Here is a 24,269-nt window from a genome sequence, read left to right as displayed (position 1 = left end):
GACACCCGGCCGATTGTACGGCCGGAGCCTGCGAATCAATTTTCGCGGACCGGAGGCAAGCGCACCGTGGACCCGCTATCATCGACCGTTTTTCGACCGACGCTCATTCAACCGGTTCTCCCCGCCGCATGTCTTTTCCGCACATCGACTTACTGTATTCAGCATCCGGCCTGGCTGTCGGCTTCCTCGTGGGCCTGACCGGCGTGGGCGGCGGCTCGCTGATGACGCCGCTGCTGGTGCTCCTGTTCGGCATCCACCCGGCCACCGCGGTCGGCACGGACCTGCTCTACGCGGCCGCGACCAAGACAGCCGGCACCCTGGTCCACGGCATCAGGGGGTCCGTGGACTGGCGTATCACCGGCCGGCTTGCGGCGGGAAGCATCCCTGCAGCGGCGATCACCCTGGTCCTGCTCAACCGATACGGTTTGAACACCCCCGCCGCCGCCCGGGTGATCCAGCTCGTGCTGGGCTCCGCGCTACTTGTTACCGCTGTCTCGCTCGTGTTCCGCCCACAACTCGCGCGCCTGGCCTACAAGACCGGGATGGCCCGCGAGGCAAGCGGAAAACCAGGAGCGGCGAGCCGTGAAACCCGCACCGTGGCCTGGACCGTGCTGACCGGCGCAATCCTGGGCGTGCTGGTGTCGATCACCTCGGTCGGCGCGGGCGCCATTGGCGTGACCGTCCTGTTGCTCCTCTACCCGCGTTTGCCGACTGCGCGAATAGTCGGGTCGGATATTGCGCACGCGGTTCCGCTTACGCTAATTGCGGGGACCGGCCACTGGCTGCTCGGTTCCGTCAACTGGGACCTGCTGCTGTCCCTGCTCGTGGGTTCGCTGCCAGGGATCGTGCTGGGCAGCATGCTTTCCTCCCGGGCGCCGGAGGTGCTGCTGCGCAACGTGCTGGCCGCCACGCTGGTGATTGTCGGCGTGAAACTGGTACTCAGTTGATTCCCGGACAGTTCGAACGATAGTAGTCGCCCAGCGTGACGCTTTCCAGTCGGCCGAACGGCCTATGACGTCTGGGCCGACCTATTCTTTGGGCGCATAGGCCGTTCGGTCAGCTATCGGCAACCGTGCATTTCCGGGCAAGATTCAGATAGACGAAGGGCGATGAAACAACGCGCAGGCGCTCTTCGCCATATGTGGCCGGGTAGCCGTCCTGTGCTCGGGCATTGCCTTGAATCGCGGGTTTGATTCAATGCTTTGATTCAGAATAGTCAGCCTCAAGATTGGATCACTTTGACGAGCCACATTATTTAGCTACATCATTGAGTCACATTATTTAGCTACATCAATAAGCACATTGATGAGCCGCCAGACATCCAGGAGCAACGATGAGCCACACAGACGACCCCCGCGACGAACAACCCGCGTCCGACCTGCCCCACGATCCCGTGCGCCGCCGCCTGCTTGCGGCTGGGGTCGGCCTGGCCAGCCTTACCGGATTGTCGCTGAGCGGCTGTAATCTCTTTGACTCGCGCCCGGCTACGCCCAAGACGGCCGCTGATATCGCGTTCGACAAAACGCTGCAGGCGCAGGTCCGCCATATTGTCGTGATCTACGCGGAAAATCGCAGCTTCAGCAACCTCTGGGGTAACTATCCCGGCGTGCAATATCCGCTGGAAGCCGTGCCGGCGTCGCGCTACGTGCAGCTAGACCGCGACGGGCGCACGCCCATGCCTGTGCTGCCGAAAATCTGGGGCGGCCTCGTGCCGCAAGCGCAGGAAGTGGATGGCAAGCGCTACATGATTTCGGAAAAGCAGATCGACGGCGTGCCGAACGGACCGTTCCATCTTGTCGACGCGCAGGGGCAACCGCTGCCGAACGGCGTCATCACACGCGACCTCGTGCACCGTTTCTATCAGAACCAGATGCAGATCAACGCGGGCCGCAATAACCAGTTCGCGGCATGGGGCGATTCCGGCGGCCTGGTCATGGGGCATTACCGCAATTCGGCTGATTCGCTGAAGCTCTGGAACATCGCCCGGCAAAACGTGCTGTGCGACAACTTCTTCATGGCCGCGTTTGGGGGTTCCTGGCTCAATCATATTTATCTGATTTCGGCACAGGCTCCGTTTTATCCGGATGCGCATAACGGTCCGGCTAAAAAGCTCTTGTCCGTCCTGGATGGAAACGATCCGCTGGGCACACGCCTGAAACTCGCGGCCGATTCACCGGCATCTGCACTCGATGGCCCCCCGTCCTACGTCAACGACGGCGCGCTCACAGCCGACGGCTACGCGGTCAACACAATGGCGCCGCCCTATCAGCCGAGTAACGTCCGCCCGGCGGAAGGCGGCGATCCGGCGCTGGCGGACCCGTCGAATTATCGCGTGCTGCCGCCGCAGAGTTACGCCACCATCGGCGACCGGTTATCGGACAAAGGCGTGGACTGGGCGTGGTATAGCGGCGGTTGGGACTATGCGCTCACGCATCGCGACACGGGCATGGTTCCCGATTTCCAGTATCACCACCAACCGTTCAATTATTTCCGCAGCTTTGCGCCCGGTACCGAGGCTCGCACGCAACACTTGCGCGACGCCGGTCTGGGCGACGATCCGTCGACCAACAAACTCATTGCGGACATTGACGCGGGCCAGCTGCCGGCTGTGACGTTCTACAAACCGCAAGGCAATCTGAACATGCATGCGGGTTATGCCGATGTCGAATCGGGTGACCGGCATCTCGCCAACATAGTCGAGCGAATCCAGCGCGGCCCCCAATGGGAAAGCACGGTCGTCATCATCACGCACGACGAGAACGGTGGTTGGTGGGATCACGTGCCGCCGCCGAAAGGAGATCGATGGGGACCCGGGTCGCGCATTCCAGCCCTGGTGATTGCGCCGTTCGCGAAGAAGGGGCTCGTCGACCATACGGTCTACGACACGAACTCCATCCTGCGTTTCATCACGCGCGTCCACGACCTGGTGCCGCTTGACGGCGTGGTCGCGCGCGACCGGGCATTCGCGGCAAACGGCGAAGCGCCGCTAGGGGACATGACGGCCACGCTCGATCTCGCATGAGTTGCACACGCTTGAGTTGCAAGTGCCCGAGCTGCAACTCCCTGAACTGCGGACGCTTGGGTTGCCAACGCCTGAGCTGCCAACAACAACGGGCGAAACAACTGGCGAATGGACGACCGCGGCGCACCGATGAGTCGCACCGCGCTACCTCACGCCACCTATGAAACGCTCGAGCCGTCCATCCGGCCTGCGCGGGCGTCGGCGGCATCGGACGCTTCCTGTCGCCATTCGCGCCGCGAGCGCAGCATCTTGCGCACCGCGAGCCGCGCCATCTTGAGATAACCAAACGGCCTGGGGTCGGCCAGCATGCTGAGCGCCCGCGCGTAGTCGAGCGTCAGGCCCGGAGTCCAGGCCATGGTGGCCGCGCGTTTGCGGATCTGCGCGGCCACCCATAGCTCCGGCGTGACGATCAGGCGCAGGAACGCGCGCCAACCCGTATCGTGGCCATGAAAGGTGCCCACTGACCCTTCGAGCGCTGCTTCCAGCGCCTTGGAAACAGTGCTGGAACAATTCCGGTAGGTCAGGTTATACGTCTGATCCTGCCGATATTTCTCCCAGAATGCCTGCAACCGATCCGGCCGGTAATTACGAATACGCACGCGGGTCGTGGATTCGCACCACGCCTTCGATTCCGTCACGTAATCCGGCTGGAAGGTGCCCGGCACGTTGTTCTCGCGGGTCGCACGCAAGATGCGCCCGAACTCGTCCGGCGAACGGTCGATTTCCACACCCGGATACAGACTGATGTAAATGCCCTCGGGTGACTCGAGCGCTGCGTGGCCCGTCGAGATGACGCCGTTCGCGTCGATGGCGGCAATGTAGCGGTCCACGATCAGGCGCCGATTGGCCTGCGCCCGCGCGGACCCGACGGGCGTCCACACATGCACGGTGAGCGCTTTTTCATCGGCGGCGGGGGGACCGTCCCATTCGAACGGGCCGTCGGCCTCGGTCGCCGCCGCGCCCGCAGCGGCCTTTGCCGTAGCGGACTTTTCAGCGAGGGTGGAGTCGGCGATGACGTCATCGGAAAGCGCCAGCGCCTTCTCGTTTTCAGGCGGCAGGCTTTCCATACGGCGTACGCGAAACGCGATCCACAGGATGTTCCAACCGCCGAATGCGAGTCCGAGCCCGATCGCGTAAGGCGCTGTGCCAACATAGTGGGTCGGATAGGGTTCGAAGAAAAAGATGGCGAGCAGGATTTCGACAATAGCCAGCGCCAGCACGATCCTCCATCGGCTATAACGCACCACGACAGCCGACACGCTCTGCAGCAAACCATCGGCGAGAAAAAGCGTGCCGAAGATCATCGACAGAACGAAGTTGCCGTGATGATTGCCCGCCATGATCAGCAGCGCGGCGAGGGTGAACGCGCCACCTTTCACGTAACGCAGCGTGCGCTGGCCACCCACGCCAATGCCCGCAACAGCAAGGGTCGCAAGACCTTCGACGAGAAGCAGCCAAGCGAAGACGTGGATAGGAAAATACAGGACGCCGTCGAGAGCGTCGATAAACACCGACACCCCGATCACCAGCCAGATGCCGCCCGCCAGGGCCAGCGTAAGCCAACGGCGGCGCAGGTAGTCCACGCCCAGCAAAAGCAGCACAAGTTGGATCATGAGGTCACCTGTGAGGACGCGACCTCGCCATGATAAAAGCGCTGCCGCTTTACGCCAACGGGATTCGAACGCCTGTGCGCTCGCCCCGATCCATACTTACCACTCACTCAAACAACAACTCAAGCCGGTTCCAACCAAGCCCGCGCCGCGATTTCCAGCAGATAACCATAATGTAGCGCGCCCACGGGAACGACTGCCCGCGCGGGTTTCCAGTCACCGAAATGGCGCGCGTAGATCTCGTTGAAAGTTTTCCAGTGATCCACGCCGACCAAGTAAACCGTCACTTCGATCACGTCCGTCAACCCCGCGCCGGCCGCCGCCAGCACGGTGCTGACATTGTCCAGCGCCTGCTGGGCCTGTTGTTCGAACGGCAAGTCGCCGGTATGCGTGCCGTCGGGACGCATCGGCAACTGGCCCGACACGCAAACGAGATTACCCGCGCGGGTGGCGTGGCTGTAGTGGCCTGCGGGAATCGGGAGACCTGGCGCGTTGATGGGTTCAATGGGCATATGAATGTTGACGAATGGTTCACGAATCGGAAAAGGGAAACCGGCAGCATACGTCGGGCGCTTTAAAGCACCAACCGTCCGGCGAGGAAATCGAGGAAGGCTCTCGCCCGTCCCGCCATCGATGCGCTCTGGTAAAACACCGCGCTGATCGGTTGCCGGACATCGAGCAAAACGGGGTCCATCACGGTTTGCAGGCGCCCACTGGCCACGTCGGCGCTGGTCATGTACGCGGCGAGGCAGACGATACCGCCGCCGGCCAGCGCAAGTTGCCGCATGGTCTCGCCACTCGATGCAGCGATCTCCGGCACGATCCGAAAGCGCGCGCCCGTATCCCGGTTTGCTGAATCGTCATCGATCAACGGCCAGTCGTTCAGGCTCTCAGGCGCTGTAAAACCGATCAGGCGATGCCGACGCAATTCCGCTACCGTACGCGGCTCCCCGCGTTGCGCGAGATACGCGGGACTCGCCAGGATGCGCAGCCGGCTGCTGCCGAGCGAACGCGCGTGCAGCGTGGAATCCTGCAAAGCGCCGATCCGGATCGCGATATCCACGCGCTGTTCCATCAAGTCGACAATCCGCTCATTGCTGCTCAGTTCCAGCACGATCTCCGGATACGCTGCGGCGAACGCTTGCACGTGCGGCACGATGCAATGCAGCATGAACGGCGACGCCGCATCTACGCGCAACCGCCCCGCCGGCCGCTCGCGTTGCCGGGCGATCGACTCCTCCGCATCTTCCATCGCGGCGAGGATGGCGCGGGCGCGCACGAGGAAGAGCTCGCCTTCGTCGGTGAGTTGCAAGCGGCGCGTAGTCCGCCGCACCAGCGTGGCGTCGAGCTTGTGCTCCAGCCGCGTCAACGCCCGGCTTACGCCGGAAACGGTTTGCTGCAATGTCTCGGCGGCCGCCGTGATCGAGCCGCTGTCGATCACGGTCACGAACGCCAGCAGTTCTTCAGTGGTCGTTTTCATCTATCCATTGTTGACCTGGAATCAAGATTGATTTGAGACTAACACTGTTTTTGCGAAAGTCGAAGACGGGGATACTGCATGCATCGACTCAATAGGACCGGAGTAAAGCGCTCTGCTTTAACTCCGGTCAACACACGATTTAACGGAGAACAACCATGAAGATTTTTGTGACTGGCGCAGGCGGTTTTATCGGCGGTTCGATTGCGGCGCGTCTGGTTCGCGACGGCCATCAGGTCAGCGGCCTCATCCGTCTCCCGGAACAGGCGGACGAACTCAAGGCATTGGGCATTGAACCCGTGATCGGCAGCCTCGACGACCGGGCGTTGCTGATCGCGCAGGCGAAAGCAGCCGATGGCGTCATCAACGCCGCCAGCAGCGACCATCGCGGCGCGGTCGAGGCGTTGATCGAAGGGCTTGAAGGCTCGAACAAACCGCTGTTGCACACGAGCGGATCGAGCATTGTCGGCGATGCATCCGGCGGTGAAGGAACAGACACGATCTACCACGAGGACAAGCTGCCCGAACCGACCGCCGATAAAGCACCGCGCGTAGCCATCGACAACCTCGTGCTCGACGCAGCCAAACGCGGCGTGCGCGCTTCCGTGCTCTGCAACACGCTGATCTACGGCCACGGCGCCATGGCGAACGCGAAAAGCGTGCAGTTGCCGCGCTTGCTGGCTCAGGCGAAAAAGAGCGGCATCGTGCGCCACGTGGGACCGGGACGCAATATCTGGTCGAACGTGCATATCGACGATGTCGCCGACTTGTACGCCCGTGCGCTTGAAAAATCCCCGGCTGGTACGTTCTATTTCGTCGAAAGCGGCGAAGCGGCCTTCCGCGATATGACGACGGCAATGGCTAAAGCCCTCGGCCTCGGTGCGCCGCAAGACTGGCCGCTCGAAGAAGCCAAGAAGGAATGGGGCTACGAAATGGCGTCGTACGGGCTGGGATCGAATAGCCGGGTGCGCGGCAAACACGCGCGGGAATTGCTGGGCTGGGAGCCGAAGCGGACGTCGGTGACCGACTGGATCAGCAACGAAATGCTGCAGACAAAGTAACCCGGGGGCTTTGGAAGCGAACACGCTAGCGGGCATGTTTACAACGCGCTGGGGTTACACCGCGCGGGCGGGGCTGTACTTGCACCCTCGCTCGCGCGGCGACCCCGAAGCCTGCGCGTCCCACGCAAAACAACACCAGAAGCTCACTTCAACGCTTGCACGAACTCCTCGATCACGCCCGCCGGCATGCCCGATTGCACGGCGGCATCGCGGATTTGCTGCCACGTGGTGGGATCGATGGGAATGCCGTTCGCGTTGAGATCGGCCCGCCGCGCCTGTTCCGGTTCGCCCGGCACCATGATCTTGTCCGTACCGGCCGCGAGCGGCGACGCCTTCACCCACTCGACGAACGCATCGGCTTCGGCCTGAGCGTTGGGGGCATCGAAAGCATTCGGATCGACGATCACCGATGTCATGCAATTGATGATCGCGTTGGTCGTGTCCAAGGTGTCCGCATGCGTGGTGAAACCGCCCGACAGCGCGCCGCCGAAAATCTCGCACATGGCGGCGAGGCCATATCCTTTGTGCGCGCCCATCGCCGTCAGCGAACCGAACGGTGCTTCGTGCATCACCTTCGGTTCGATGGTCGGCACGCCGGCATGGTCGATCAGGTAACCGGGCGCGACCTTCACGCCCTTGTTATAGGCCACGCGCGTCTTGCCGTAGGCAATCCCCGCCGTCGCAAAATCGAGCACCAGCGGCGTGTTGCCTTCGCGCGGAAATGCAGCGCAAAAAGGGTTCGTGCCGAAACGCCGGTCGATACCGCCAAACGGCGCAACCAGCGGGTCCCCCGCCACGTTGACGAAGTGAAACGACACCAGGCCGGCCGCCGCACATTGTTCGGCCCAATGCCCGATGCGCCCAATGTGATGCGCGTTGCGCAAGCCAACCGCACACACGCCAAGCTTTTTCGCCCGCGCGATGCCGTGCTCCATCGCCTCATACGCCACGACCTGGCCGAAACCCTTGGCGCCTTCGATAGTCAGCACCGCGCCGACATCGCGGACAATTTCAGCGTGCGTATTGAGCTGCAATTGGCCGTCCGCGAGCGACGCCATATAACGCGGAATCATGCCGACGCCATGCGAATCGTGTCCCGACAGATTCGCCATCACCAGATGATCGGCCACCAGTTGAGCTTCACGCGGCGTACTGCCGGCGTGGGTCCAGATCGCGCTGACGAAGGCGTGCAAGGTATCCGGGGCGATGCGCGATTCGCGCGTGGTTTCAGTGCTCATGCGACTGCGTCTCCTGATAGGAAAAGGACTGCGCTTCAAATTCAACCCAATTAAATCAAATTCAACCAAATTCAACGACATGCCGGTTCATCACCGCGCCGTGCAAATAAAACGGCGCGCAAAAGCTGCGCGCCGTCTGAAAATCAATGTCGATCACCCGCCATCAAGGCGTCGCCGCGATCACCTCGGCTACCGTCGCCGTCAGTTTCTTCGCGAAAGGCACATGCAGGAACTCGTTCGGCCCGTGCGCGTTCGACCTCGGTCCCAGCACGCCGCACACCATGAACTGCGAACGCGGAAAGCCTTCTTGCAACGTGCTCATCAATGGAATGGTACCGCCCTGACCAAGAAACGCGACATCTGCGCCAAAATGCCGGCGCGAGGCGTCGTTCAGCGCATCGCCCAGCCACGGCGATAGTTCGGGCGCACTCCAGCCGGTCGCTTCGCCGCGCTCGGGCTTGAACGTGACCTTCGCGTTGTAGGGAGGATCGTCTTCGAGCATGGCCTTGAGTTCCGCAAGCGCCTTCGTGGCCTCGACCAGCGGCGGCAGACGCAGCGACAACTTGAACGCGGTGCGCGGACGCAGCACGTTGCCCGCATTGATCAGCGATGGTAGCCCTTCCGCCCCGGTCACCGCCAGCGACGGCCGCCAGGTGGAATCGAGCAGCGCTTCACGCGGGTCCGTTGTGACGGGCAGCACCGTGCCGCCATTCTGGCCGCAGGTCCACGGGAGCTTCTTCCATACGTCATCGCCGAGAATGCGTGCCGTTGCTTCCGCTTCGCTCAGCCGGCGCGGCGGGATATCGCAATGAAACCCCTTCGGCAGCAGGTTGCCCGTGCTCGAATCTTCCAGCCGTTCCAGCAGGCGGCGCATGATCCGGAACGTGGACGGCGCAATGCCGCCGTTCGTGCCCGAGTGAATGCCTTCGTCGAGCACCTGCACTTCCAGGTCGCCGGCAACCAGACCGCGCAGCGACGTTGTCAGCCAGAGCTGATCGTAGTTACCCGCACCGGAATCGAGGCAGATCACGAGGCTCACCTTGCCGAGCCGATCACGCAGCGCATCAACGTACGGCAGCAAGTCATAGCTGCCCGATTCTTCACACGTTTCGATAATGCCGACACAGCGCGGCCGTTCGACGCCTTGCGCGTCCAGCGCGGCGATCGCGCTGATCGACGAGTACGTGGCGTATCCGTCGTCCGCGCCGCCGCGTCCGTAGAGCTTGCCGTCTTCGTATTTGGGTGACCACGGCCCAAGATCACGACGCCAGCCGTCGAATTCGGGCTGTTTGTCGAGATGGCCGTACAGGACGATGGTGTCGCTGCTGTTCGAACGCGTAGCCGGTGCTTCAAAAAAGATCACGGGCGTACGATTGGGCAAGCGGATGATCTCGACTTTAAGGCCACGCACGGGCTGCCGTTCGGCCCATTGCGCAGCGTCCGCAATAACGCGTTCGATGAATCCGTTGCGCGCCCAGTCGAGGTCGAACATCGGGCTTTTGGCGGGCACCGCGATGTAGTCGGTGAGCGCGGGGAGAATTTCGTCGTCCCACTTCCGGTCGATGAATTCGCGCAGTGCCTGACGGTCGATTTGGTCGATGTGTTGTTTTTCTTGAGTAAGGTCGTCTGAGATCATGACGGGCGTCCCGGCCGTTTAAATATCAATGATAGCTGTGTTTAGCGTTAACTCGAATTCACAGTTTCTCACGAGCCGAATCTCGGCGGCGCGTCTTTTCGCCTTTGGCAGCGAGCACGACAGCCATTTCGCAAACTTGAAAATGGCACGCGAGTGCCGAAAGAACGCGCCGCTCAAGCGGCGGAAAAAGCGCTATGAACGACGTCCCGGTATGCTGGCCCGATCAATCAGGAGCCTCATCATGTCCGTTTCAATATATCGCGCGACCGTTCCGGTTTTCGTCCGTAGCCTCGACGTGCTCGTTTCCCTGCTCGATAAAGCCGCCGCCCACGCGAAAGAAAAGGGCTTGAGCGACACCGACGTAACGAGCGCACGGCTAGCCGACGACATGCTCCCGTTCGCGGCGCAAATCCAGCGCGCAAGCGATACATCGAAGGCATCGGCGGAACGTTTGTCGGGCGTCGCCGCGCCCCGTTTCGACGATACCGAAACGACCTTCGCGGAACTGCGGGAGCGCATCGCGAAGACGACGGCCTATCTGAAAGGGATCGATGCCGGGACGTTCGAAGGGGGTGACACGCGTGTTGTAACCATCAAGCAAAAGGACACCGAGCTGAAATTCAGCGGCGCAGAGTATTTGTTCCAGTTCGGGCTGCCGAACTTCTATTTCCATATTGTCACGGCTTACGACATCCTCCGGCACCTCGGCGTGCCGGTAGGAAAACTCGATTTTCTCGGGCCGATCCAGCCGGCGTGACGTCCGGCTCCTGACTCGCGACACATGCTGAAAGACAACCGCCGCCCGGCTCAGGTCCGCGCGGCGATCTGCTTCTGCCAGCTAGTCAGGATGCGTCGCGCGAGCACGTTGTAATCGCCGCCGAAGTGGTGATCTCCCGTGGTCTTCACCACTTCTATTCCGGTCTGCGTCAGCGCGGGACACAGCGTATCTTTCTCGGCCGCGCCGTAGATGCATTGCACGATCGACGGCGGCAGTTTCGCCAGTTCCGGCTGCACTTTCAACGCGTTCTTGCTCGCCGGCATGCCGAGCCAGCCCGTGACGCGAATCTGGAAATCGGCGTCGGGCGCAAAGCCCATCAGCGATACAAACGACACCTTCGCGCGCACCGAATCCGGCAACCGGTTATAGGCGAACGGCATCACGTCCGCGCCGAACGAATAGCCGATCAGCGCGACATGCTCCGAATGCCAGCGCGCACTGTAAGCCTGGATCACGCGTGCGAGGTCGTGGCTTGTCTGTTCGGGCGTTTTAGCGCTCCAGAAGTAACGCAGGCTGTCGATGCCGATCACCGACACCCCGTCCTTCTGCAAAGACTCCGCGACGGTTTTGTCGAGATCGCGCCAACCACCGTCGCCGGAAATCACAATGGCAAGCAGGTTCGTCGGACGCGAAGCGGGCAGTTCGATGAGCGGCAAATCCGATACGTCTTCGTCGCGCATTTGCTCGACCTTCAGATGCGGCGCGGCGAGCGCGAGCAGCGCATCGGCCTGCGAGTCGCTGGCGGGCTGCGTGGTCTTATCGAAGAAACCGGGCAGGCCCTTCGCGTGCGTGATGGTCGGATCGGGCGGGCACAGCTTGAAACGCGCGTCCAGTTGGGGATCGGGATTCAGCGCGAGCGCACCCGCGACCGTATTATCCGGCGCCTGGGCAAGGATTTTCGTAGCGAGCACGCCGCCCTGCCCCGTGCCCATCAGGATCGGCGCGAAATAACGGCTTGATTGCACCTCGCGTTCAAGTTGATGGCTCACCGACTCGGCATCGCCGACCAGATTGTGGCAAGTCTCCTTCTCCGCCGGCAATTTCGCCGCGTAGCGTGCCGTGTCCACGCCAACCACCATTGCGCCGTTTTTGGCTAACGCATTGGCAGTCTGGGTATCGGCAGGGGTCCAGTTTTTATCGGAGAACAGCACGACAAAACCACGCATCGGGCCAGCGGGTTTCGTGAAAGTCACGTCGCCATAACGACCGCCGGCCAAGGTGCCGGCATGGGCCATTGAAACTGACAACGCAGACAGCAGGGAAACAACCGCGAATTTCTTGAAAAATGTCATGAACGCCAGCCTCCCGCCAGCAACGAGAGATCTGCAAGCGTGAAAAACACGCCGACCGAGCCGGATGCCGCGAGATAACGCGGTTCCCAACGCGGCTGGAACTTGCTCTTGAAACCGCGCAAGCCCCGGAAATTATAGAAACGCCCTCCGAACCGCCAGACCAACCCAGCCAGCCGATGCCACGGCGAAGCAAGCGGTGTCGGCTGCATGCCGGACAAAGGCGCAATGCCCAGGCTCAAGGTCTGGAACCCGGCCTGCTTCAAATGGAGCGCGAGCTTCGTGAACAGATATTCCATTGCGTACGGTGACGCGTCAGGCTGATGCCGCATCACGCCGACCGTGGCCTCGGTGTTCAGATCGGTCGTCATGAACGTGACGAACGCCACCGGCTTGCCTTCCTGGCGTACCAGCAACACGGACTGCGCGGCGAGGTAATCGTCGGTGAAGGCCGCGACCGAGAAACTCTTTTCGCGCGCTTCGCGGCTTCCAAGCCATGCATCGGAAATCTCGCGCAGGATCGGCATATGTTCAGGAACCTGCCGGGAATCGATGACTTCTACGTCGAAACCATCGCGTTCACCGCGCTTCAGCGCGTATCGCAAATGGGCGCGATGCGATCCCTTCAGGTCGAAATCCTCGAGCACCACATGCGCCTCCTCGCCGAGTTTCATCAGCGTGAGGCCGGCATCGAGGTACAGCGGCAGCGCGTCGGCGCGAACCTGGTAGAACGCGGCGCGGCCGCTGTGCGCATGCGCCATTTCCACGAACCGGCGGATCAGTTCCGCCCATTCGCGGCGCGGCCCGACCGGGTCGTGCAGCGCCGCCCAGGTCCGGCCGTGTTTCGCGTACATCAGGAACGCCTCGCGCGAGGTCGAGAACAGGAAACTCTTGTCGCCCATCATCGCGAGGCCGGCGTCGCTGCGCTCCTGCGCGCGGAAAATGCGCGCAGCATCGAGCAGATCCTGCGGCGCGGGTTTCTGGAACCGCCCGGCCGCCGGCCGCAGCAATTGCCACACGGCGAACAGCGCGGCGGACAAGCCCGCCGCGAGCGTCGCGCGCAATGCGCGCGGCGCGCGTTCGTCGAAGGCGAATTGCCACCAGAGATCGCGGCTGTAATTGACATCGCGAAAAGCGAACAACATGATCCAGACCGCCAGCCCGATCACGATCGCCACCGACACCAGCCAGCTCGCCGTGAACCGCTCAGCCAACAGCGACGAGCGCCGGTTAAAGCGGTCGCGGGTCGCCAGCAGCAACGCAATCAGCAGCGCGAGCACGCCCGTTTCGACAAACGCCAGCCCCTTCGCCATCGACAGCGCCAGGTTGGCCACCGCGAGCGTGATGGCGAGCCACCAGGCGGCGTCAAGCCGGCGCAGCAAACCGCGCGCAACGAAGAGCAGAACCACGCCCAGCACGCTTCCCAGCAGTTGCGAGCTTTCGAGCACCCACAGGGGCAATACGGCTTGCAGCACCTCAATGCGTTTGCCGAACGCGGGCGTGGCGCCGGAAATCACGAGCATGCCGCCGACCACGAAGGTCACGACGCTCAGGAACACGGGCGCGAGCTGCGACACATTCGATGGATTCAAAAACGCGAAGCGTCCCTTGAGCGCCCGGCCTTCGAACGCCGCCAGAACGAATGTGGCCGCGATCAGCGGCAGGCCGAAATAGATCGCGCGATACGCCAGCAGCGCGGCCAGCATCTCAGGTGTCTTCACGCTGGCGCCGAGCGCAAATACCATCGCGGCCTCGAACACGCCGACTCCACCGGGCGTATGGCCGATCATGCCGAGCAGCATGGCGGCGGAAAACACCGTGAGGAATTCGCCGAATCCGACCTGGGCATGCGGCAGCACGGCCCACAGCGCGAGCGCGGCGGCGGATACGTCGAGCGTGGCGAGCAGGAGTTGCGCAACCAGGTCCCGGCGCGCCGGAATGGTGACGGCGAGCCAGCTCCAGCGCGTTTGCAGGGTTCGAGGGACGGTGCGGCACAGCACGATCATCACCACGAATCCGATCAGGACTGCGCCGCCGATGAATCGCAGGATATCCGGCGATACATGCAGCATGGCGGCGAGGGTATCGGCAGCGCACACCATGCCGATCGCCGTCATCAACGCCAGCGCGAGCGCCAGCGTGACGCTCGTGAACACCGTCAGGCGGCCAACCTGCGCGGGCGTGACACCCGCGACGCCATACACGCGACAGCGTACGGCGCCGCCGGTCAGCGCACCAAAACCGGTCGCGTTGCCGAGCGCGGATGCGACCGTCGCACCCACCCACAGCACGGAACGGGGCACTTTGGTGTCGAGGTATCGAAGGCCAACGGCGTCGCGGCCGACCAGCGCCACGTAGCTCAGCACGGTGGCGGCGAGCGCCCCGGCCCACGCCTCGAAGCGGAGCACGCGCAAGTGGTGAACGACCGTTTTATAGTCGACGGCGTGCGACAGATGCTCGAAAACCACCAGCAGCAGTGCGCATACGACCAACGCGAGAACTGGCGCGGTGAAACGCTGCAACCGCCACGCTTTGGGCAAACGAAGCAGCGATTCCAGCAAAGGGACTGAACTGACACTATTTCTGCGAGACATGCGGATTACCGGACTTGCTCCAACGCCTTCTGGCCTCGCGGCTTGTTGGCGTTTTGTTGGTTCTTGGTTCTGATCGGCAGATGCCGGACCGTTGCACGTCTATCCGGCGCTCGTTCAGATTTCAAAATCCTGAATAGAACGTTACGGTTAGCAACGGTTGTATAACGGCGTAGGTTGACGGGACTTAAGAAAAGTGTGGGAGTCTATGCCGTTCGGACGAGTCCAGCAGCGGTTTTGTGCGCGTTCGGGCGGTTTTCTTCACACCTGATCGGGTGAGCGGTTAGCATCTTGGCTCCGATGCTCGCCTTCGGGCGCCGCATTTATCATCGATAAAAAGGTTCTACCGCATGAAAACGCAACGCCTCGCCGCCGCCGTGACCTTCTCCGTCGCCGTCTTCGCCCTGAGCGCCTGCGCGACCCAATACGATTCGCTGATCAAGACGGTGCCCGTCGGCTCGGGAACGTCGCATCTCGCCACGCTGCCCTTCGTTGCATGCGTGAAGGTGAAATGGGCCACGCGGCCGCTGAAGATCGGCGAATACTCGCCGAACGCGGACGGCGACGTGATCACCGTACACGGCGCGAACGGGCAGACCATGTTGCTGATCGACGCGGAACCGTCGGGGAACGGCACGGGATATACGATTTACGGCGATATCGTCAGCGCGTCGGCGTACGTGGCCGACGCCCACAAGTGCGACTAAACGACGCACAGTACGATCAGCCCGCACCGCCCTTGAGATCGGCGTAAGCCTGGTGCGTACCCACGATGCGCCCGATCAGATAACCATCCGACGCGCACGCATTCACCCGCTGGTCGCCGTTCCACACGATCTTGTACTGCTCGTCCTGCAAACGGATGGCTGAGGGATCGAACTGAGGCTGCGGCGCACCGGTGGTCTTGCCGCCGTCGCGCGCCTGTTCCATCACGAGGCGATTCCACGTGTAGGCATAACCGTACTGGACACCGTCGGCGAAGGCGTCGAGATCGCAGACCTGCCGGGGTGGCGTAATGGAGACTTCGGTCCGGTAGCCGCTGGGACCGCCAACTTGAATCCGTTGTGCGCCTGGAGCGCCGGAAGAATCGACCTGCGCGGAACGTCTCGGGGCGGGTTGCGGTTTGGCGGCGGCGACCTGCGCGGTGGGCGCTGGCGGCAGTGCGCTGCTGGCGCCGCCAGCGGGAGGCAGGGGCGCGCAGGCGCCAAGAACGAGAATCGATGCGGCGAGGGAAACGCCTAGAACCTTCAGATGGGTGGTAAAAATCACGCTTTTGCTGTCCGTCTCAAAATAAACCGAGCCCTACCTTAACATTTTGAGACGGAGGCGGAGATTGCGTCGCTTTTGGGAAAGATGATCGAATGGCGACGGCGTTGGGAAAAACGGAGGTCGTACCGGTGCGGAAATATGGAATCGCCCCGGTTCGCACAACAAAAAGGCCGCCTGCGCGATGCGAAGCGGCCTTTTTAACCAGCGTCTGTCGTCAATTGCTTCAGTTACATCAAGTGCTTCAGCTAGCCAACGGTCAAACCCCCTCCTCCAGCACCAGCAAATTCTCATGCGAGAACCCGAGCGCCACGGGTTGTCCGCGTTCCGGCAAGCGCCGGTTCGGGTCGTTGAATACATCGAGTGAAATCACGGACTGATCCACGCGTGTCCTGATCCGCACCACCGCGCCGAGGAAATTGACCTCCTCTACGGTTGCCGCAAGCGTATTGCGCCCGTTCGCCGGCGCTTCCAGAACGATTGCCTCGGGCCGGACCGCGAGCATGCGCTGCTTGCCGGCATCGGCGGAATTGAGCGCGTGCGAGGTCCGCAATTCCTGGCCGCTGACCACGATCTTCCCGCTCGCCGGATCCACCACCTGTCCCGACAGCAGGTTCAACGTTCCGACAAACGACGCCACGAAACGCGTACGCGGAAAGTTATAAATCTCCGATGGCGTGCCGATCTGCTCCACCCGCCCTTCGTTCATCACCACGATACGGTCGGAAATCGACAGCGCCTCCTCCTGATCGTGCGTCACGAAGATCGAGGTAATCCCGAGCTCGCGCTGCAAGCTGCGAATGTCCTCACGCAACGAGACGCGAATCTTGGCATCGAGAGCGGACAGGGGTTCGTCGAGCAGCAGTACCTGCGGTTTGTTGGCGAGCGCCCGCGCGAGCGCCACCCGTTGCTGCTGACCACCGGACATCTGCCACGGATACCGGTCGGCAAGCTGAGGCAGCTTGATCAGCTCGAGCATTTCCTTCACCCGCGCCTTGATCTCGGCCTGGGGGCGCCCCAACACCTTCAGCCCGAAGCCGATGTTGTCCGCCACCGTCATGTTCGGAAACAGCGCGTACGACTGGAATACCATGCCGACCTTGCGTTGCCGCGTGCGCACATGGGTGACGTCGCGACCGGCGAGCTTGATCGTGCCCCGCGTGGGCGTTTCGAAGCCGGCGATCATTCGCAGCACCGTCGTCTTGCCGCAACCCGAGGGCCCAAGGAAGGTGATGAATTCGCCGCGCTCGATTTGCATATCGAACTGATGCAGCACGGTGTTGGTGCCGAACGTCTTGGAAAGGTTTTCGATCTCGAGAAGTGCCATGACAAGCCTGCCCTTTAAATTTTTTGTCCGGCGAGAGCGCGCGCCGAGCCGAAGACCTGAATAAGCCCCATCGAGGCCCACGTAATAGCGAACGCGATGATTGCAAGCGCCGAAGGTTCATACGCCCGGTTCGCGCCAATCAACTGCAGATATGGCCCGAACGCGGGGCGGTTGAGCAAGCTCGCCAGCGTGAATTCGCCGATCACCACCGCGAACGTCAGGAACGCGCCCGACAGGATCCCGGAACGCACGTTCGGAAAGATGATCTTGAAGAGGATGGTCGGCCAGTTCGCGCCCAGGCATTCGGCCGCTTCGGTCAGCGAGCGGACATCGACGGCGCGCAGGCCGGCATCCACCGAGCGGTACATGTAGGGCAAACACAGCGTGACATAACCGCAGATCAGCAGGAAGTCGGTCGCGCGCTCGTTGCCGGTGAGCGGCAGGAACGAACTGCTGTTGTAGATATGCAGATAGCCGAACACGATCACGATAGCCGGTATCACCAGCGGCAGCAGCGTGATGAATTCGATCAGCGGACGCAGCTTCGGCAAGCGCAACTGCACCCAGTAGGCGGTCGGCACAACCAGCAGCACCCCAAGCACGATAGCGAACACGCCCATCATGATGGAGTAGCCGAACGACGCCTGGAAATGCGGATCGGAGAGGACGACGCGGTAGGCATCGAAGCTGTATTCATCGCGACGCATCTTCAGGCTGAACTCCACGGTCGCCGCCAGCGGCAGCAGGAAGTACAGCGCGCCGATAACCATCGCGATCCACGCGCCCGCCCGCGTCTGGGCCCGAACCTTGTTGTCCGGTACCGGAGTGACTGTGGTGACGGTGCTCATCGACGGCCCCTTTCAGCGCGTGAGCGCAACCAGATATAACCGCCGTTGGACAAGCCGGTCACGAGGACCATGCCGAGCGCGAGCGCATAACCGAGATTTTCGTTGTGCAGCACGTCGCCGCGAATCTGCGCGTACAGCACGATTGGCACGATATTGAGCGAACTGCCGGTAAGCGCATAAGCCGTCGCCACCGCGCCGAACGCATTGGCGAACAGCAGCAGCGTGGCGCCGAGCACGCTCGGCCAGAGCACCGGCAACGCGACGAACATCCAGTAGTGGTACGCACTGCCGCCAAGGCAATCGCAGGCTTCACGCCATTCGCGCTTCAGGCCGTCGAGCGCCGGCGTGATGATGAGAACCATCAGCGGAATCTGGAAGTACAGGTAGGTCAGCGTCAGCCCTGTGAAGCTCAGGATGCTGAAGCCCGTGGAATACAGGTTGATGCCCACATACTTCTTCAGCAGCACCGTGACGAGCCCGACGCGCCCGAGCGTGCAGATGAACGCAAACGCGAGCGGCACGCCCGCGAAGTTCGACGCCACCCCGGAGAACGTCATGAGCGTGGGGCGAATCCATACGGGCAGCTTGCCCTGCACGGCGGCCCACGCCAGCAGGAGCCCGAGCACGCCGCCGCCCAGTGCCGACGCCGCGCTGACCTTGAAGCTGATCCAGTACGCGTCGAGCACGCTGGGCTGCAGCAACTGGCGAAAATTCTCAAGCGTGAAATGGCCTTGCGGGTCCTGGAACGCGCCGACCATCAGCCACGCGGTGGGCAGCAGCAGGAACAAGACGGCAAACGCGAAAAACGGTAAGACGCCGAGATAATTCCACGCGGGCGACACGCGTCGCGCCGCCTTCATGCCGGGACCGAGCGACGGGTTCGACTGTTCCGCGCGCTCCTCATGTCCGGACATGGGCGTGGCGATCTTCGATGAAGTGCTCATGATGTCGCTCTCGACTGACAGGCCGCGCTGGGGACCAGGCACAAAGCGCGAGCCGGAAGGGTAGCCGGACCTCAGGTCCGGCTACCCGTGCACTACGTTACTTCGTACGACTACTGCATGTGACTAATTCAAGCAGTTACTTCACGTTGGCGCCGACTACCTGATCCCATTGCTTCGTGATGAGCGCCTTCGAAGCGTTTTGTTCGTCGAGCGTCGGGAACACCACGTTCTTGTAGGCCGATGGCGGCGGCAGCTTGGCGAGCAGCGCTGCCGGGATCTTCTTGTTCGCTTCGAGGTCCTTGAAGCGGATAGGATGGCAGTAGCCGGTGAGCCAGCCAATCTGGCCTTCGTCCGAATACAGATATTCCATCCACAGCTTGGCCGCGTTCGGGTGCGGAGCGTAAGCGCTGATGCCCTGCACGTAGACGCCGGCCACGACGCCGGTCTTCGGCACGACCACCGCCACCTTCGGATTACCCTTCAGCGTATCGCGATCCGCCAGCGCGTTGTAGTCCCAGCGCACGATGATCGGCGTGGTGCCTTGCGCCAACGATGCCGCCTTGCCGATCACCGGCACGAAGTTGCCGTTCTTGTTCAGCGTGCTGAAGAAGCTCAGGCCCGCAGCGCCGGCCTTCGATGCATCGCCCTTGCTTTGTGACAACCCGGCTGCGTAGACGGCTTGAATGGCCTGGTTAGCCGAGCGCGGATCACCCGCGAGTGCAACGGCGTTCTTGTAGTCGGGCTTGAGCAGATCGGGCCAGTCGGTCGGGACCTTGTCGATCATGTCGGTGTTCACTTCAAACGACAGCACGCCGTAGTAATCGCCGTACCAATAGCCGTCCTTCTCCTTGGCCGAATCCGGAATCGACGCCCAGGTCGACACCTTGTAAGGCTGCAGCAAGCCGGCGGCCTGCGCCGTCGGCCCAAACGACAAACCGACGTCGATCACGTCCGGTGCCTGTGGTCCCGTATTGCCCTTGTTCGCCTTGATGGCTTCGACTTCGTCACCCGAGCCAGCGTCCGGATTCAGCTCGTTCACCGTGATGCCGTATTTCGCCTTGAAGCCCTCGATCAGCGCGCCATAACCGCACCAGTCGTGCGGCAATGCGATCGTGGTCAACTGGCCTTCCTTCTTCGCAGCAGCGATGAGCGATGCCGGCGGCGCCGCCACGGCCTGCCCCGCGACCGCGGTCAGCGCGGCGATAGCTGCCGTAATGGATGCCTTGCCGCTCAAGCGGCGAAATGTGGTGGTCACTCGCAACCCGTCTTGATTCATGGTGTTTCCATCCTCTGCCTGCGTGCTTACGTTTTTGGAAAGTTGCGTGCTGCGTGCATGCTGCATAGTCCGAAACTTGTTTTTAGTGCGCACTCACATCTGGCGCGCACGCGACTCTGGCGGCCAAATGTTTAAGAACAATGACGACGGTGAAAAAGACAACAATCCAGGACTGTTTTCAGGCACTGCGGAAGACCCAAGGGAACTATCCGCGAGTGTGACGGAGAGACTAAGTTCAAATACCCAAATTCGCAAGTATCCAAAAAAATGCAACCTCGGCAGCGCCAGTTCTTGTTAATCTTTCAACTGGGTTTTCGGGTAACACGTGGCGCTCGACAACTAATTAATATTGGCGACACACAGGCGACACATAGTCCGTTCACAAGACTTAAGGCTGCTGAGCTGGATCGGCGGCCATGTGGCTTCTAGTCATTTTCTATTCGTTTTCACCAGTACCCACTCGACTTCAACGCTCAGGAATACAGCATGTGGCAGGAAGATCGGCATCAGAGAATTCGCGCGCTGCTTGCCACGCTTGAACGCGTGTCGACCGAACGCATCATGGCCGAACTCGGTGTGTCGCGCGAGACGGTCCGGCGCGATCTGGTAGATCTGGAAGCACTAGGTGAACTGCGGCGCGTGCATGGCGGCGTGACGCGCCCGGCAGACGAAGCACCGATCGCCGAGCGCAGCCACACGCACGTCAAGTCGAAGAACGCCATTGCACGCGCAGCTACCGCCTTGGTCAGCAGCGGACAAACCCTGTTCATCGATGCCGGTACGACCACAGCCATCCTGGCCGAAGAACTCGCCAAGCTGGCCAACCTGACCATCATCACGAACTCGATAGACGTCGCCCAGAAGATGCGGGCAACCGGCGAAAAGACCGAGTCAAATAACGAGATCATCCTGCTCGGCGGCTCGATCAGCGACCGGGCATTCGCCACAGTGGGAGGCACGACCGTCTCCGAAATTCTCAGGTACCGCGCCGACGTGGCCTTGCTCTCGCCCGTCGCCATCGACCACCGGCATGGCGCAACCAACTTCGATCACGCTGAAACCGAGGTGGCCCGTGCCATGGTCGCGCATGCCGACCGGGTAGTGATCCTCGCTGACTACAGCAAGATCGGACAGTGCAGCAGAATCGCGTTCTGCCCGATCAATCGCGTGGATACGCTGATCACCAACAAGAAAGGCGCCGAAGGTCCGGCGCTGCTTTCATTGCGCAAGAAGCTGCCGCAAGTCATTCTCGCCTAGCGTTTTAAACGCTGTCGTTACCGTAGGTTGCGTCGAGCACGCGGCGGCGCAGCCGTGTGTCGCGCAATGCGCCGGCAGCGTCGAGTACCGGGTAGGCCGTCGAGCAGAACAGCGAGTTGAGGCGCTTGAGATCGCTGATGATGTCGAGATGCAGCGCGCTGGTCTCAATGCTGCGCGCGCTCTGCCCGGCAAGCCGGTCCAGGTGCGCGTACGAATAACTGCGTTCGAGATCACGGAACCGCTCCTTCTCTGCCAGCAAGCGCTCGGCGCTGCGCAAGTCGCTATTGAGAAACACGCTCAGGCCCAGTTGAAGATTGAGGATCAGGCGTGCGTGCAGGTCCTCCAGTTCGCTTAAGCCCTCCGGCGAAAACGCCAGCCGGTGCATGATCTTCTTCTCCTGGATATTGGTCACCACGCGCTCGATGATGTCGCCCGCATGTTCCAGATTGATCGTCAACGTAATGATGTCGGTCCATCGGCGGCTATCCGCTTCGTCGAGTTGCTCGCGTGAGATGCGCGCCAGATAGGTCTTTACCGCCGCATAGAGCTGATCGACGTCGTCGTCCATGCGGATGGTCGAGCGTGCCTTGACCGGGTCGTTGGCCCGCATCAGGTCGAGCAGGTTGTCGAGCATGGTGCGGATGATGTCGCCAATCCTCAGCGCTTCGCGCGCGGCATTCGCCAGTGCGAGCGTGGGCGTGGAGAGCGCGACGGGATCGAGATACAGCGGCCGCAGTTCCGGGTTCGCTTCGGGCCGGTCCGGCAACAGCCGGTAACACAGGCGCGAGACCGGATCGATCAGCGGCATGCACGCGACGCAGCGCACCATGTTGTAGACCAGATGGAATGTGATCACCGCCTCGCGCGGATACGGGATCACTGCGCCAATTCCCTGCGCGATCCACGGGGTGAACGGCAGCACGATCAACGCGCCGGCCAGCTTGAACAGCACACTGCCGAGCGCGAGGCGCCGGCCGGCGGGGTTTTGTCCCAGTGTGCCGATCACGGCCAGCAGACCGCTGCCCAGGTTCGCACCGATCACGAGACACACCGCCACCTTCAGCGAAATCACGCCCGACGACGCCAGCGTCGCGGTCAGCAGGACCGCTGCGAGACTGGAGTAGGAGATCATGGCGAAGGCCGCGCCGACCAGCGTGTCGAGCATGGAGTCGCCCGTCAGCGCACCGAACATGATCTTCACGCCCTCGCCCTGCATCACGGGCTGGGCGGCCTCCACAATCAGGTGCAGAGCCAGCAGGATCAGCCCCAGCCCGATGACCGTGCGCCCCACCTGGCCCGTGCGTGTCTGTTTGAACGACAGGAACGCGATCACGCCGCCGAGCAACAGGATAGGTGACAGCCACGAGAGATCGAGCGTGAGCACGCGCGACATCAGCGCCGTGCCAACGTCCGCGCCGAGCATGATCGCCAGTCCCGGTGCGAGCGGCAGCAGGCCTTGCGCCGCGAACGACGAAGCCAGCACGGCGGTCGCATTGCTGCTCTGGACCAGGCTTGTTACGCACAAGCCCGCGCCGAACGCCCGGAAACGGCTGTTCGCACTGCGTCCCAGCACGCGCCTCAGCTCGGCGCCGAAGACCCGCAGGATGCCGGTCCGGACAATGTGCGTGCCCCATACCAGCAACGCCACGCCCGACAGAATATTCAAGAGAATCAACATGAGGCTACGTCCGTTGTTCGTTCCGACTGTACTGCCATTCGTGCCATGATGCCACGCAAATGAGTTGTACAATTTTGCTTTGTTGTAGTTTTGGGTATTTAAAGTTACGATCGAATCGTGTTGGGTGACCTGCGCCGGACGGGTATGGTCTGGCGCACTTTCTACCGGTAATCAAGGGTTTAATCGAGGGCTGTGGGATGAGTCGTACTCTGGCGCTGTTCGATCTGGATCACACGTTGCTGCCGCTGGATAGCGATCAGTCGTGGGCACGCTTCTACGCCACGCTGGGTTTCGAGGGCAGTGCCGACCATGCGGAGGAAATCGACGCGTACTATCAGCAATACGTCGCCGGCACGCTCGACATGGACGAGTATCTGGGCCTGACGCTCGCCCCGCTCGCCCGTCATCCGCGAGCGCAACTTGACGCGTGGCATGCAACCTTCATGAAGACGGTGATCGAACCGGCCATCCGCCCTGAAGCGCTTGCGTTGCTGCGCCGTCATCTTGACGCGGGGCACTTGTGCTGCATCGTTACCGCGACCAATGCGTTCATTACGGCGCCCATCGCGAAGGCGCTTGGCGTTGAACATTTGCTGGCAATCGACCTCGGCACTGAAGGCGATGATCCGCTCGGGCGTTACACCGGTCGCTCGGTGGGGGTGGTCACTTTCCGTGAGGGCAAGATTGTTCGCACCGAGCAATGGTTGGCGTCCCAGGGATTGAAACTGGCGGATTTCGAAGCGAGCTATTTCTATAGCGATTCTGTCAATGACGTGCCGTTGATGGAGCGTGTCACCCATCCGGTTGCAACCAATCCCGATGCGAAATTGCGGGTGATTGCTGCAGAGCGCAACTGGCCGGTCATGGAGTTATTCGCTTAGGGGTTTGGTTTTCGTTCGCACTCGGGGGGGCGGGGTTGGGTTTGCGGGGGGTTGGTCAGGGTCAGGTTCTAGGGTTAGCGGTCGGGGTTG

20 protein-coding genes are annotated in these 24,269 nt (G+C 61.9%); 7 read left to right on the top strand and 13 right to left on the bottom strand.

Features of this window, described 5'->3' with window-relative positions:
• Positions 1 to 128 precede the first annotated feature (128 nt).
• Positions 129 to 947, top strand: coding sequence for a sulfite exporter TauE/SafE family protein (locus HB376_RS14735; protein ID WP_213764590.1), 819 nt, complete (start codon positions 129 to 131; stop codon positions 945 to 947).
• 386 nt (positions 948 to 1,333) lie between these two features.
• Positions 1,334 to 3,022, top strand: coding sequence for an acid phosphatase (locus tag HB376_RS14730; protein ID WP_213764408.1), 1,689 nt, complete (start codon positions 1,334 to 1,336; stop codon positions 3,020 to 3,022).
• 158 nt (positions 3,023 to 3,180) lie between these two features.
• Here HB376_RS14730 and HB376_RS14725 read toward each other — a convergent pair whose 3' ends face one another.
• From HB376_RS14725 to HB376_RS14715, 3 genes are all read right to left on the bottom strand, one after another.
• Positions 3,181 to 4,635, bottom strand: coding sequence for a DUF308 domain-containing protein (locus HB376_RS14725; RefSeq protein ID WP_213764407.1), 1,455 nt, complete (start codon positions 4,633 to 4,635; stop codon positions 3,181 to 3,183).
• Between the two features lie 119 nt (positions 4,636 to 4,754).
• Positions 4,755 to 5,144 (bottom strand): RidA family protein, encoded by a 390-nt coding sequence (locus tag HB376_RS14720; RefSeq protein WP_213764406.1) that lies wholly within the window; start codon positions 5,142 to 5,144, stop codon positions 4,755 to 4,757.
• 62 nt (positions 5,145 to 5,206) lie between these two features.
• Positions 5,207 to 6,112 (bottom strand): LysR family transcriptional regulator, encoded by a 906-nt coding sequence (locus tag HB376_RS14715; RefSeq protein WP_213764405.1) that lies wholly within the window; start codon positions 6,110 to 6,112, stop codon positions 5,207 to 5,209.
• Positions 6,113 to 6,267: 155 nt separating this feature from the next.
• On the opposite strand from HB376_RS14715, the gene HB376_RS14710 reads away from it, so the two are divergent.
• Positions 6,268 to 7,170, top strand: coding sequence for an NAD-dependent epimerase/dehydratase family protein (locus HB376_RS14710; RefSeq protein WP_213764404.1), 903 nt, complete (start codon positions 6,268 to 6,270; stop codon positions 7,168 to 7,170).
• Positions 7,171 to 7,313: 143 nt separating this feature from the next.
• Here HB376_RS14710 and HB376_RS14705 read toward each other — a convergent pair whose 3' ends face one another.
• Both HB376_RS14705 and HB376_RS14700 read right to left on the bottom strand, forming a co-directional pair.
• Entirely contained in the window at positions 7,314 to 8,408 is a 1,095-nt protein-coding gene (locus HB376_RS14705; RefSeq protein ID WP_213764403.1) for a malate/lactate/ureidoglycolate dehydrogenase, read from the bottom strand.
• A gap of 163 nt (positions 8,409 to 8,571) precedes the next feature.
• Positions 8,572 to 10,044 carry a M20 family metallopeptidase gene (locus HB376_RS14700; protein ID WP_213764402.1) on the bottom strand — a complete coding sequence of 491 codons (1,473 nt, stop codon included), beginning with the start codon at positions 10,042 to 10,044 and terminating at the stop codon, positions 8,572 to 8,574.
• Between the two features lie 241 nt (positions 10,045 to 10,285).
• On the opposite strand from HB376_RS14700, the gene HB376_RS14695 reads away from it, so the two are divergent.
• A complete protein-coding gene (locus tag HB376_RS14695) occupies positions 10,286 to 10,801 on the top strand; it encodes a DUF1993 domain-containing protein (RefSeq protein WP_213764401.1) in 516 nt (171 codons plus the stop codon).
• A gap of 50 nt (positions 10,802 to 10,851) precedes the next feature.
• On the opposite strand, the gene HB376_RS14690 is transcribed toward HB376_RS14695, so the two are convergent.
• Positions 10,852 to 12,114, bottom strand: a complete 1,263-nt coding sequence (locus HB376_RS14690; RefSeq protein WP_255631353.1) for an AcvB/VirJ family lysyl-phosphatidylglycerol hydrolase — start codon at positions 12,112 to 12,114, stop codon at positions 10,852 to 10,854.
• Positions 12,111 to 14,705: a bifunctional lysylphosphatidylglycerol flippase/synthetase MprF gene (gene mprF / locus HB376_RS14685; protein WP_213764400.1), complete on the bottom strand. Its 2,595-nt coding sequence runs from the start codon at positions 14,703 to 14,705 to the stop codon at positions 12,111 to 12,113. The genes HB376_RS14690 and mprF overlap by 4 nt, the downstream gene beginning before the upstream one ends.
• A gap of 347 nt (positions 14,706 to 15,052) precedes the next feature.
• Here mprF and HB376_RS14680 point away from each other — a divergent pair, with 347 nt between their 5' ends.
• Positions 15,053 to 15,409, top strand: coding sequence for a hypothetical protein (locus HB376_RS14680; protein ID WP_213764399.1), 357 nt, complete (start codon positions 15,053 to 15,055; stop codon positions 15,407 to 15,409).
• Between the two features lie 16 nt (positions 15,410 to 15,425).
• On the opposite strand, the gene HB376_RS14675 is transcribed toward HB376_RS14680, so the two are convergent.
• The 5 genes from HB376_RS14675 to HB376_RS14655 all read right to left on the bottom strand — a co-directional run bounded on the left by HB376_RS14675 (position 15,426) and on the right by HB376_RS14655 (position 20,363).
• The gene (locus tag HB376_RS14675) at positions 15,426 to 15,971 is read right to left on the bottom strand and encodes a hypothetical protein (protein WP_213764398.1); all 546 of its coding nucleotides are present in this window, start codon (positions 15,969 to 15,971) and stop codon (positions 15,426 to 15,428) included.
• 256 nt (positions 15,972 to 16,227) lie between these two features.
• Positions 16,228 to 17,295, bottom strand: coding sequence for an ABC transporter ATP-binding protein (locus HB376_RS14670; protein WP_213764397.1), 1,068 nt, complete (start codon positions 17,293 to 17,295; stop codon positions 16,228 to 16,230).
• Positions 17,296 to 17,309: 14 nt separating this feature from the next.
• Positions 17,310 to 18,143 (bottom strand): ABC transporter permease, encoded by an 834-nt coding sequence (locus HB376_RS14665; protein WP_213764396.1) that lies wholly within the window; start codon positions 18,141 to 18,143, stop codon positions 17,310 to 17,312.
• A complete protein-coding gene (locus HB376_RS14660) occupies positions 18,140 to 19,003 on the bottom strand; it encodes an ABC transporter permease subunit (RefSeq protein WP_231937196.1) in 864 nt (287 codons plus the stop codon). Before HB376_RS14660 ends, HB376_RS14665 begins: the two co-directional genes overlap by 4 nt.
• 220 nt (positions 19,004 to 19,223) lie before the next feature.
• Entirely contained in the window at positions 19,224 to 20,363 is a 1,140-nt protein-coding gene (locus HB376_RS14655; RefSeq protein WP_213764395.1) for an ABC transporter substrate-binding protein, read from the bottom strand.
• A 486-nt stretch (positions 20,364 to 20,849) separates the two neighbouring features.
• Between HB376_RS14655 and HB376_RS14650 the strand changes: the two genes are divergently transcribed.
• Positions 20,850 to 21,620, top strand: a complete 771-nt coding sequence (locus tag HB376_RS14650; protein ID WP_213764394.1) for a DeoR/GlpR family DNA-binding transcription regulator — start codon at positions 20,850 to 20,852, stop codon at positions 21,618 to 21,620.
• A 4-nt stretch (positions 21,621 to 21,624) separates the two neighbouring features.
• Here the strand turns inward: HB376_RS14650 and HB376_RS14645 are convergent, their stop codons facing one another.
• Positions 21,625 to 23,298, bottom strand: coding sequence for a Na/Pi cotransporter family protein (locus HB376_RS14645; RefSeq protein WP_213764393.1), 1,674 nt, complete (start codon positions 23,296 to 23,298; stop codon positions 21,625 to 21,627).
• 197 nt (positions 23,299 to 23,495) lie between these two features.
• On the opposite strand from HB376_RS14645, the gene HB376_RS14640 reads away from it, so the two are divergent.
• Positions 23,496 to 24,179, top strand: a complete 684-nt coding sequence (locus HB376_RS14640; protein ID WP_213764392.1) for an HAD family hydrolase — start codon at positions 23,496 to 23,498, stop codon at positions 24,177 to 24,179.
• Positions 24,180 to 24,269: the final 90 nt, after the last annotated feature.

Source organism: Caballeronia sp. dw_19, from assembly GCF_018449515.1.
Taxonomy (GTDB): domain Bacteria; phylum Pseudomonadota; class Gammaproteobacteria; order Burkholderiales; family Burkholderiaceae; genus Caballeronia.
This window is presented reverse-complemented; position numbering and strand designations above follow the sequence as displayed.